The 10,964-nt window shown below is 67.7% G+C and carries 9 protein-coding genes, 1 tRNA gene and 1 pseudogene; 6 read left to right on the top strand and 5 right to left on the bottom strand.

The window, feature by feature from the left end; translation table 11 throughout:
- Positions 1-96: pseudogene (locus CCS01_RS35135) on the bottom strand (IS5/IS1182 family transposase); the annotation flags it as partial.
- A 143-nt stretch (positions 97-239) separates the two neighbouring features.
- Between CCS01_RS35135 and CCS01_RS11700 the strand changes: the two are divergent.
- The 5 genes from CCS01_RS11700 (at position 240) to CCS01_RS11720 (ending at position 5,774) form a co-directional block, all read left to right on the top strand.
- The gene (locus CCS01_RS11700; protein ID WP_239992122.1) at positions 240-1,322 is read left to right on the top strand and encodes a DNA polymerase III subunit delta'; all 1,083 of its coding nucleotides are present in this window, start codon (positions 240-242) and stop codon (positions 1,320-1,322) included.
- An 866-nt stretch (positions 1,323-2,188) separates the two neighbouring features.
- The gene (locus CCS01_RS11705) at positions 2,189-2,482 is read left to right on the top strand and encodes a ribbon-helix-helix domain-containing protein (protein ID WP_104519007.1); all 294 of its coding nucleotides are present in this window, start codon (positions 2,189-2,191) and stop codon (positions 2,480-2,482) included.
- A 192-nt stretch (positions 2,483-2,674) separates the two neighbouring features.
- Positions 2,675-4,210 (top strand): methionine--tRNA ligase, encoded by a 1,536-nt coding sequence (gene metG, locus CCS01_RS11710; RefSeq protein ID WP_104519008.1) that lies wholly within the window; start codon positions 2,675-2,677, stop codon positions 4,208-4,210.
- A complete protein-coding gene (locus tag CCS01_RS11715; RefSeq protein ID WP_104519009.1) occupies positions 4,210-4,986 on the top strand; it encodes a TatD family hydrolase in 777 nt (258 codons plus the stop codon). The genes metG and CCS01_RS11715 overlap by 1 nt, the downstream gene beginning before the upstream one ends.
- The gene (locus CCS01_RS11720) at positions 4,983-5,774 is read left to right on the top strand and encodes an MBL fold metallo-hydrolase (RefSeq protein ID WP_104519010.1); all 792 of its coding nucleotides are present in this window, start codon (positions 4,983-4,985) and stop codon (positions 5,772-5,774) included. Before CCS01_RS11715 ends, CCS01_RS11720 begins: the two co-directional genes overlap by 4 nt.
- 283 nt (positions 5,775-6,057) lie before the next feature.
- Here the strand turns inward: CCS01_RS11720 and CCS01_RS11725 are convergent, their stop codons facing one another.
- The 4 genes from CCS01_RS11725 to CCS01_RS35700 form a co-directional block, all read right to left on the bottom strand.
- Positions 6,058-6,525, bottom strand: coding sequence for a hypothetical protein (locus CCS01_RS11725; protein WP_104519011.1), 468 nt, complete (start codon positions 6,523-6,525; stop codon positions 6,058-6,060).
- 247 nt (positions 6,526-6,772) lie between these two features.
- The gene (locus CCS01_RS11730) at positions 6,773-7,261 is read right to left on the bottom strand and encodes a hypothetical protein (RefSeq protein WP_104519012.1); all 489 of its coding nucleotides are present in this window, start codon (positions 7,259-7,261) and stop codon (positions 6,773-6,775) included.
- 389 nt (positions 7,262-7,650) lie between these two features.
- Positions 7,651-8,748: a GNAT family N-acetyltransferase gene (locus CCS01_RS11735; protein ID WP_104519013.1), complete on the bottom strand. Its 1,098-nt coding sequence runs from the start codon at positions 8,746-8,748 to the stop codon at positions 7,651-7,653.
- 462 nt (positions 8,749-9,210) lie between these two features.
- The gene (locus tag CCS01_RS35700) at positions 9,211-9,999 is read right to left on the bottom strand and encodes an ATP-binding protein (RefSeq protein WP_104519014.1); all 789 of its coding nucleotides are present in this window, start codon (positions 9,997-9,999) and stop codon (positions 9,211-9,213) included.
- A gap of 650 nt (positions 10,000-10,649) precedes the next feature.
- Here CCS01_RS35700 and CCS01_RS11745 point away from each other — a divergent pair.
- Positions 10,650-10,723 (top strand) — tRNA-Cys (locus CCS01_RS11745).
- Positions 10,724-10,964: the final 241 nt, after the last annotated feature.

Genomic DNA, 10,964 nt, shown 5'->3' on the forward strand with positions numbered 1-10,964 from the left:
GTTGTTCGCAGCGGTCACGCCAACGGACCCCGGACGGCCCGGCAAATGGTCCTTGATCCGCTCCCACTGGTCGTCGCGCAAGGCATGTCGATGCATCGGTCAGCCTCTCCAAAGCTGACTGCCTATGCATCGAAGAACCGGGGCTGCTGGAATCGGGAAGCCGCTTGTTGATCAACGATTCCGCCGCACTGTTGCAGCCCAGACTCACTCGGCTGGCTCCAATTGACGACACGCCCTAATTGGCGCAAGTATCCCCTCCACGCGCCACCACCCTGACGCGCGCCGCGAACCTCGGCTATACTCCGTCCATGCCCGCCCCGGAGCCACGCGCCAACCCCATCCTGCTCGGCCACCCGGCGGCCGAGGCGACCATCCTGGACGCCATAAGCGGCGGCCGGATCCACCATGCCTGGCTGATCACCGGGCCCGAGGGCATCGGCAAGGCGACGCTGGCCTACCGCTTCGCCCGCCGCCTGCTGGCCGGGCGGCCGGCGGAGAAGTCGCTGGCGCTCGACCCCGGCCACCCGGTGTTCCGCCGCGTCGCCGCCGGCTCGCACGCCGACATGAAGACCGTCGAGCGTGGCGTCAACGAGAAGACCAAGCGCCTGCAGGCCCAGATCCCGGTGGAAAAAATCCGCGAGATCAACGGCTTCATGTCGCTGACCCCGGCCGAGGGCGGCTGGCGCGTGGTGGTCGTCGACGGCGCCGAGGAAATGAACGCCGCCTCGGCCAACGCCCTGCTGAAGATCCTGGAGGAACCGCCGCCGCGGGCGATCCTGCTGCTGGTGTGTTCCGCCCCCGGGCGGCTGTTGCCGACGATCCGCAGCCGCTGCCGCCGCCTGCGCCTGTCGCCGCTGCCGGACGACGTCATGGCGACGCTGCTCGGCCGCTACCTGCCGAACCTGCCGGAGGACGAGCGCGGGCGGCTGATCACCCTGGCGGAAGGCTCCCCCGGACGGGCGATCCTGCTGGCCGAGGAAGAAGGTCTGAAAATCGCCGCCCTGGTGGACAAGCTGCTGGCCGACATGCCGGGCGTGCCGCTGTCCCGCGGCTACGACATCGCCGATTTCCTCGGCCGCAGTGAGACCGGGTTCTCCACCTTCATGGACCTGGTCCGCGCCGGCGTCGCCGCGGCGGTGCGCGACAGCGTGCGGGGCAGGGCGGATCCCGAGCAGCAACGGCTGGTGGCGCTGCGTCCGCTGGATGCCTGGGGCGCGCTGTGGCAGGGGTTGACGAAGCTGCAGGACGAGACCGAGCGTTTCGCGCTGGACAAGCGGCAGGCGATCGTTCAGGGCATCGCCATGCTGACGGGGATGGGATAAAGCCTGGCAAAGCGTCGATGCATGATGGCAGAAGTCCCGGTTGGAAACGTTTTGAGACGATCACCGGCATAGAGCAGGGGACCTGCTACGGTGTATTGTGCCCGAGATGAAGTGACGCACGCAAGGAGGCGGGATTCACGCCAATAAGTATAACCACACAACAGGGGCCGGTATACTTTTCCAGAAGTTCGCCAATGCTTGCCGATCCTATGGTAAGGCCTGGTTCCGGCGGAGCCGGCCAGTGGCACGCCGACTGCGTTCGCACAGCTTTCATCTGTGTTTATCTGTGTTTCCAAAAATCCGGCGCTCTCAGCGCGGTAAGAGCTGGCCGTCAGCGCCCGGGCCGGGATGCAGCGGGGCTGTTTGTTCTACAGAATAAGGGGAAACACAGATGAACACAGACAAACACAGATATTCTTTCTGCGGTTCCGATCGCTTTGCCCGGTCAGGCTGACTATCCTGCGGGAAGCCGCGCCGCGCTCGCGATCAGGATTTGCCCCTGGTGCAACGGATGGCGTGGCACGACGGCCGCCAGTCCACACGGCCGTCATTTGCGGTTCGCCAATCCGGCAGTCTCAGCGCGGTCCGAAACCACCTTCGGCGCTCCGGCCGGGAGGCAGCGTGGTTTCCGTTTCTATAGAATAACAAAAGCCGCAGATGAACGCAAATGCTCCGCCGCTGTGGCGGCCGATCCGGGGACGTATGCCGGCCGGCACGAATCAGCCACGGCTGCGCAAAATAAGACAGGTCATGGGCCAGGGCCGGCGATATGACGGCACGTTTCAGCGCTCACCGAATGCGGCGGCCGGCCGTTGAACGATCCGAGGCTGGCGTGTAGCATTAAATCCTGTTCAGCGGGAGGCATCATGCGTTCTACGCAGCAATTCAGCATCACTTTGCCGCATGAGATCGCCCAGCTTGTCCGGTCCAAGGTCGCAGCCGGCGAGTACGCAACCGAAAGCGAGGTCATCCGCGACGGATTGCGAAGCCTCATGGCGCGGGACCGCGCCGTTGAAGCCTGGCTGCGGGAGCAGGTCGTGCCGGCGTGTGATGCGGTGAAAGCCGATCCGTCCCGCAGGCTTTCACCCGAGCAAGTGCGGGCGGCTTTGGCGGGCGGGGACGCCAAAGCCTCGGGCACCAGGACGTGGGACGGGGGTTGACGACATACACGGTCGTTGCCTCGTCAGAGTCGCAGCCTCCCGGCCTCCGTCGATCCGTCGCCGGCACCGCTTCGCCCGGAATGACCCAACCTTGCTCCAGGCCACGCCGCCGGGCGATGAATAAGCCGCTGCGTCTGCCGGCGCCGCCTCTTATCGCCGGACAAACCCGCCGGCATCGTTTAAAGAAGACCCATGACCCAGCGCTTCTACATCACCACGCCAATCTATTACGTCAACGGCACCCCGCATATCGGCCACGCCTACACGTCGATCGCCACCGACGTGATGGCGCGGTTCAAGCGGCTGGACGGCTATGACGTCTTCTTCCTGACCGGCACCGACGAGCATGGCCAGAAGGTGCAGCAGGCCGCCGCCGCCGCGGGCGTCGATCCGCAGAGCTTCACCGACCGCGTCTCGGCCGATTTCCGCGCCATGACCGATGCCATGGGCGTCGCCTACGACGACTGGATCCGCACCACCGAGCAGCGGCACAAGGTCTCCTGCACCGAGCTGTGGCGCCGCATCGCGCAGGCCGGCGACATCTACCTCGACCACTACGAGGGCTGGTACGCGGTGCGCGACGAGGCGTTCTACGACGAGTCGGAACTCACCACCCGCCCGGACGGCACGAAGATCGCTCCCAGCGGCGCGCCGGTGGAATGGGTGCGCGAGCCGTCGTACTTCTTCAAGCTCTCCGCCTTCCAGGACCGCCTGCTGAAACTGTACGAGGAGCAGCCGGACTTCGTCGCCCCGTCCTCGCGCCGCAGCGAGGTGATCAGCTTCGTCAAGGGCGGCCTGCGCGACCTCTCGGTCAGCCGCACCACGTTCAGCTGGGGCATCCCGGTGCCGGACGCGCCCGGGCACGTGATGTATGTCTGGCTGGACGCGCTGAACAACTACGTCACCGCCTGCGGCTTCCCGGACGAGAACGCGCCGCGCTGGCCATACTGGCCGGCCGACGTGCACGTCGTCGGCAAGGACATCATCCGCTTCCACGCGGTGTACTGGCCGGCGTTCCTGATGTCCGCCGGGCTGCCGCTGCCGAAGCGGGTGTCCTCGCACGGCTGGTGGGTGGTCGAGGGCGAGAAGATGTCGAAATCCCTCGGCAACGTCATCGAGCCGCGCAAGCTGGTGGAGACCTACGGCCTGGACCAGATCCGCTACTTCCTGCTGCGGGAAAAGCCGTTCGGCGGCGACGGGTCCATGAGCCACCCAGCGATCGTCTCGCGCATCAACGTCGAGCTGGCGAACGACCTGGGCAACCTGGCGCAGCGCACGCTGTCGCTGGTCGCCCGCAACTGCGGCGCCACGCTGCCGGCCCGCGGCGAGGCGACCGAGGACGACGCCGCGCTGCTGGCCGCGGCCGACGCGCTGCTGGCACAGGTGCGCGTCCACATCGACCGCCAGACCTTCCACGAGGCGCTGGAGGAGATCTGGAAAGTCATCCGCGCCGCCAACGGCTACATCGACCGCCAGGCGCCCTGGGCGCTGAACAAGACCGACAAGGTCCGCATGGGCGCGGTGCTGCGCGTGCTGGTCGACACCATCCGCGTGGTGGCGACGCTGCTGCAGCCGGTGATGCCGGGCAGCATGGCGCGGATGCTGGACCAGCTCGGCGTGCCGGCGGACGCCCGGACGTTCGCGGCGCTGGCGACCCGGTTGAACGACGGCGCCGCCTTGCCACCTCCACAGGGAGTCTTTCCCCGCTACGTGGAGCCCGCTGCCTGATGCTGGTCGATAGTCACTGCCACCTCGACTACTACACGCCGGTCGAGCTGCCGGACATATTGGCCCGCGCCGCGGCGTCGGGCGTGGGTGAGATGGTCACCATCGGCACCACCATGGCGCAGTCGGCCCGGCTGCCCGGACTGATTGCCGGGCACGCCAACCTGTGGTGCACCGTCGGCGTGCATCCGCACCATGCCGCCGAGGCACCGATACCAACGCCGGAGGAGCTAGCCGAGCGGGCAGGGGACCCGCGCGTCATCGGCATCGGCGAGTCGGGCCTCGACTACTTCTACGACCGCTCGCCGCGCGACGTGCAGGCGGCGAATTTCCGCGCCCATATCCGCGGCGCGCGCCTCGCCGGCGTGCCGCTGTGCATCCACGCGCGGGACGCCGACGACGACATCGCCGCGATCCTGCGGGAGGAGCGGGCGCAGGGCGGGGCCTTCGACTTCCTGCTGCACTGCTTCAGCTCCACCCGCCGCCTGGCCGAGGCGGCGCTGGCGATGGGCGGGTATGTCAGCTTCTCCGGCATCCTGACCTTCCCGAAGTCGCAGGAACTGCGCGACATCGCCCGCGACGTGCCGGTGGACCGCCTGCTGGTGGAGACGGACGCGCCCTACCTCGCCCCCGTCCCGTTCCGCGGCAAGCGCAACGAACCCGCCTGGGTGGCGCACACCGCGTCGGTGCTGGCCGAGACCCACGGCCTGTCGCCCGAAGCCATGGTCGAGGTGACGACGGCGAATTTCCGCCGGCTGTTCCGGAAAGCCGCGGCATGAAGGTGACGCTGCTGGGCACCGGCGCCTCGGCCGGGGTGCCGATGATCGGCGGGGCGGACGGCAGCGGCGACTGGGGCGCCTGCGATCCCAGCGAGCCGCGCAACCGCCGCAGCCGATCGTCGATTGTCATTGAGGGCGAGGACGGGCGGCGGCTGCTGGTCGACACCTCGCCGGACATGCGCGGGCAGTTGCTCGACTGCCGCATTCCCGGGATCGACGCGGTGCTGTTCACCCATGCGCATGCGGACCACATCACCGGCATCGACGACGTCCGTATCCTCAACCGTATCGCCGGGCGGCCGCTCCGCGCGTACGGCACCGAGGCGACGCTGGCCGAGATCACCAGCCGCTTCGGCTATGCCTTCAAGCCCTGGAAGCCGCCGCATTTCTTCCGTCCGGTGCTGGAGCCCGCGGTGATCGCGCCCGGCGACGTGGTCGAGGCGGCGGGCCTGACGGTGCGGGTGTTCATCCAGAACCACGGCATGGTCGAGACGCTGGGGCTGCGCATCGGCCGCTTCGGCTACTCGACCGACCTGGTGGGCCTGGACGAGGCGGCGCTGGCGGCGCTGGAAGGCGTCGACACCTGGGTCGTCGGCTGCTTCCTGCGCCAGGGCCCGCACTGGACGCATGCCGATTTGCCGGCGGTGCTGGCGTGGGTCGAGCGGCTGCAGCCGCGGCGGACGGTGCTGACGCACATGGGCACGGACATGGACTGGGCGTGGATGCAGGCGAACCTGCCGCCGGGGGTGGAGCCGGGTTACGACGGCATGGTGCTGACGGTGGCGTAGGGCAATGAACACAAATGGTTCCCGGTCCACCGGCTCCATCTGGTAATCCAGACAGGGCGCCCCGAACCGGTCACCGCGGCGTCCCGGCCTGAGCGCCAACCGCCGTTTCGTGCCGTGCTGAAAGTGCCCGGTTGGGTAACCACAGATGAACACGGATGCACACGGATAACGATCGTGCCAGCGGGCGCCCGTTCCAACAGAATCGCTTTCTTGCAGTCAAACCTCGCCGCGTGCAGCAGGCCGGGCGGCGAAATCCGCCACCCGGCGTGGAACGGCAACAGCGTTATTGCGGCGTGACGGTCCCGCTGAACAGGACCACCGTCGCATTCTTGAACGTGCCGTCATTGCTGGTCAGCTTGCCGATGACCGTCTTGCCCAGCTTGGTGTGCGCCACCACGCCCTGCTTGCAGTAACCGTCAAACTCCCTCGTCTTGATGTAGGTGACGGAGAACGGCTTCACTTCCGCCGGGTTGCCCTTGACGGACTTGTAGGGGTTCGGCCCCACCAACGTCCACTTGCCGCAGGTGACCGTGACGGGAACCGGCATGGAGGAGATGATCAGCACGCCCTGATCGCCGATGAGCGCGTCGGCATTGATCATGTTCGAGACCATCTGCTCCCATTCGACCACCCCAAGCCCGGTCGCCGGGTCCTTTGTATTGACCGTGGCATTGACCTGCGCATGGGCAGCCGGCATGGCGGAGGCGCCGATGAAGGCCGCGCCAAGACCGACGAGAAGAAGCTTACGCATTCATGTTTCCCCAAACAGTGGAACCAGTCATCGGACGTCATCGCCCATTGAGTTTGCCAACCATAGAGGCCCGGGAAGATTCGCGGAAGGCAATGATGTGGGGCAGGGCCCGGATGTCTCGCCGGACAGAACCAACCGACAGAACCAACCGACAGAACCAACCGACAGAACCAACCGACAGGGCCGCGATGCCGACGGGCCGCCGTCCAGCGCGCCCGGAGCGCCGGCGGTTCAGGCCACTTGCGGTTCAGGCCACCGGCGTCTTCCACGGCTTCCAGCCCGGGATCACCACGATCACCGGCGACCAGAACAGCCGGAACGAGCGGTTGAAGCGAATATCCATCCGTGTCGGCGTGCCATCCGCCTCGTAGCAGATCAGCGCGCCGCGGCCTTCGTCGGTCGGATCGGCCATGACCTGCTCGATCTCGATATACTGGCAGGTCCGCTTGCCGATCCACAGCAGCTTCCACTGGCCGGCGCGGGTGTAGGCGTCGTTGGCCGAGTTGTAGACGAACTGCCGATCCTTTTCGTCCTTGACGGTGACGTCGCCGACGCCGGCGGCGAAGCCGCGGGTGGAGCCGCCGGACATCTTGCCGGCGATGCCAAGCTGCAGCCAGGGCGACGGCTTGCGCGGCACCTGGTCCAGCAGGACGCGGGCATCCGCGGCGCTGAACGTGGTCTCGGAGTCATAGATCAGCCGATCGGCGGTGGCTGCGATCAGAAAGCGGTCTGGCATCACGGTTTCGCTAAGACGATCCTGGGCGTTGGGTTGCCAGAATGGACAGCGCGCCGCAAGCCCGGGATCGGATTTAACATAATATCCATTATGCGGCTTTCAGGCCAGAGCGGTTCCGCCGCCATGGTCCGCAGCCTGCCTCCCTGCCTGGCAGCGACGACTTGACAAAGTCTCATCCTCCAGGTTGCCGGCACGCGCCTAGCCTGCCGCCGACGAGCCTAACCGCCGAACCGTCCGGCGGCGTTCACAAAAGCGGTCCGTCTGGTCACGACACCGCGCGCGCGGCATTTTCGCCTGGTTGGATGCGGAGATGGCGTAAACGTCGCCAGCGGGACCAGCGCGTCGCCTGCGCATTTCAAACGCGCGTATTCCTCCGCCTCGCCAGCACGCTACGCGGCGAGCCAGCGGGCCTGTTGGATGCGGCGGATCAGGCGCCCCGGCCAGGCGCCGCAGCGTCCGATCGGCAGCCGGTTGGCCAGCAGGTCCAGGTGATACAGCGCAAGCCGCGACAAGGCCGGCAGGGCGCCGCAACTGACGAACCCCCCCGCCAACACCTGCTCGGAATTCGCAACCATCTGCTTGTACGGTTCCACGCCCGGCCCCAGGTCGACTTGCCGAAGGCCCATCCGGGCGGCGGCTTCGGAAAGCCTGCTGAGAAGCATCAGGCCGGGCGAGAGCTTGCCGAACGCCGGATCATAGGCCGGGAACCACCAGTGCAGCACCGTGTCCGACCGCATGCCCATATGCACGGCCACAAGATTGTCGCCGATATGCAACGTGGACAGCACGCCGGCAAAACCCGGCGCCTGCGCGGCGTGGATGCGCTCCAGCAGCATGCGGGTCCATGGAAAGGCAAAGTAGTCGATCAGCGACAGCACCGTGCCGCTGCGCCTGTACTGCGCGCTCTTCCACTCGAACAACCGGTCCAGGGCCAGCGGGCTGGTGTCATGCCATGTGAAACGGACCGGGCCGTATTTCCGTTCCACCTGCGCAATCCGCTTCAGCGTCTGGTGCGGCTTGCCGAACGCATTGGAACGGGTGGCGGACTGCCGCGCTTCCTCGACATAGGCATCGAAGCCGCGTTCCAGCAGGATAATCGGCGCGGCCTGGACCGTACGGCAGAACGGTTCGATGCGCCGATCCAGAGGATGATGCAGGAAGTCGTAGACGCTGATGCCGGCGTCCCGCAGGATCGCGCGCATGTCGCACGGCCAGTCACGCGCGGCGATCACCGCCTGGTAATCCGACAGCGGGCACGCGACCGGTCCGGCTGACGAGCCTCGCATCTGCAGCGGCAGAAGCGCCCTGGGGCTGCCTCGTTCCTCGACGATCAGTACGACGACCCCCGGCCGGACGGCCGCGGCAATGGACACGAAGCCAGGGCACAGGTAGGGGCTTTGCAGCAGCGGATCCAGCTGTTGCAACCGTGACCATTCGTCCAGCTCATGGGCGCCGAGGTCAGACGGATGAACGATGCGTACGGGCATATAACGCTTCTTCCACTGGCATCTTCCACTGGCATCCCAGGATTTCGTTATTGAACCGGCGTATTATGCATCCGGTCTGAACGGCGGCGCGCCGCATCGGTCCCGCTCCGGTGCGCACCTCGGTTCCCGGGGTCGATCCCTGTCCGCTTACACACCGCCGCGATCCGTGGTTTCAACCTCCCTTTCCCCGGGCCTGCCGCCGATCGGCTCGGTCCCGGCACGGCCCCCTGCCCTGCCTCGCCGCCAGGCGTCGGTCCCGGTCACCCGCCGGCGCTGCACGAAACCTGGCACGCCTCCGGGACACCTGGCGTCGACGCCACCCGAGGCCCGCGGCATTGCCGTCGCAGGCTGCCCGTCTCTCGGCGGGCGAGCAACCCACGATCACGCAAGTGGATGAACCCCGCGCCGCTGGCCGGCCGCCCGCGTGGACAACCCGGCGTGGATGGCGGGCCTGCCCTGGCGTTACGGCAACGCGTCGGGGGCGCCGGGCGCGGGGTCCGGGCCGATCGCGGCGGGCAGCCAGAGCGTCACCGTGGTGCCGCGGCCGACTGCGCTGTCGATATGCAGCCGCCCGCCGTGGCGCTCGGCAAACGCCTTTGCCCCGGCGAGGCCAAGGCCGGTGCCCTGGCCGCGCGGCTTGGTGGTGAAGAACGGCTCCACCGCCCGGGCGAGCACCTCCGGCGTCATGCCCGTGCCGTTGTCGGCGACGGAAATCCGCCCGTACAGCCCGGGCTTCAGGTCGGCCGCGGCGGACGCCTGCATCCCCGCGCCGATGCGCTCGCCGGCGGCGCGCAGCATGATCCGGCCGCCTTCCTGCCAGTCGTCCCGGTGGGCGATGGAGGCGGTGCCGCCCGGGCCGTGCGGCGGGTCCGAGACCCAGACCCGGCCGTCCTCGTCGGTCAGGGCCAGGCTCGCCACGTCGGGCAATGCCGCGCGGAGGTCCTGCATTTCGGCCGACAGCGCCGGGGCGATGGCGCGGATCTGGTCCCAGCTCATGCCCTGGATCCGGCGATCGAGGACGCGCAACAGGATGTCAGGCGCCGTGATCGCCTTCAGCGCGTGCTCGGGCAGGGTGATGGCGGCGGCGCGCGCCTCCCGCTCGGAGTCGCGCAGCATGGCGCGGTCGTCGAGCCACGTTGCCGCCACGAACAGCCCGGCCGGCACGGCGATGCAGATCGCCAGCAGCAGCCTCGGCCTGGCCAGGGCCCGCAGCCTGACAGCAGAATCCGGCGGCGGGCGGGGTTGCTTCATGACGGCTGCGCCCAAGGATCGGCACGGCGCCGGCGGATGGAGGCCGCGGCGCGCCGGCCTGGGCCGCGACCCGGCTGCCCGGGATCATCCGGCAGGCCGGAGTCGGCGCAACGGCGCGGCCTTTCCAACGCAAGTCCCCTCTCGGCTGGCCCCGCGTTGGCGCTCAAATGACGGGATAGGCGCATGACCGTTCCTACCACGTCACGGTGGGCGAAGACCGCATTGGCGTTAAAATAGCGTGGCGGCGGCACGATGCTTGCCATTCCGTCATGGCCCGGCTTGTCCGGGCCACCTGTCGCGGCACGGTGCTGGAATAGGTGGCCCGGACAAGCCGGGCCATGACGAGGAGGCAACAGCCAGCCCTATTTTAACGCCAATGGGGCGAAGACCGACCATCCACGCCTTTCCTTGGCTTCAGCACCGCCAGGCATGGATGCCGGGCCTGCGCCCGGCATGACGAGAAGGCAACGACCGCCCCTGTTTTAACGCCTGTGTGGCTGGCCCCGGGTGTCGCCGGCGTCCCCGGGCCTGGCCGTTGCCAGGCGGCGCGTCTTCGTTCAATCAGCCCCTGGATTAACCCGACGACTTCGGATATAGCTGCCGCGGCGCCGCGCACAGCGGTCGCTTCGGCTGTGAAGCCAGCCGCCGGGGGTCCGGTGGCAGAGTGGTGATGCAACGGACTGCAAATCCGCGTATGCCGGTTCGATTCCGGCCCGGACCTCCATTTTTTCCGCCTCATTGCGACATCTGGCCGGCCCGGGCCGCTCGGCATCGTGCCCGTATCCCGGCCCGCCCATGCGCGACCGTACACCTTGGAAGCGGCCCGATCCGTTCCCTCAGCAGAAACTTTTCGCCTGCCTCTTGAACCCGCCATCGCAGCCCCCACCTCCGGCCGTTGAGAACGTATAAAGAACTCAACCAGCACGGCCCCGGCATGCCCGCCTCCAGAACCACCGACCCCACCC

The organism is Rhodopila globiformis, assembly GCF_002937115.1.
GTDB classification, from domain to species: domain Bacteria; phylum Pseudomonadota; class Alphaproteobacteria; order Acetobacterales; family Acetobacteraceae; genus Rhodopila; species Rhodopila globiformis.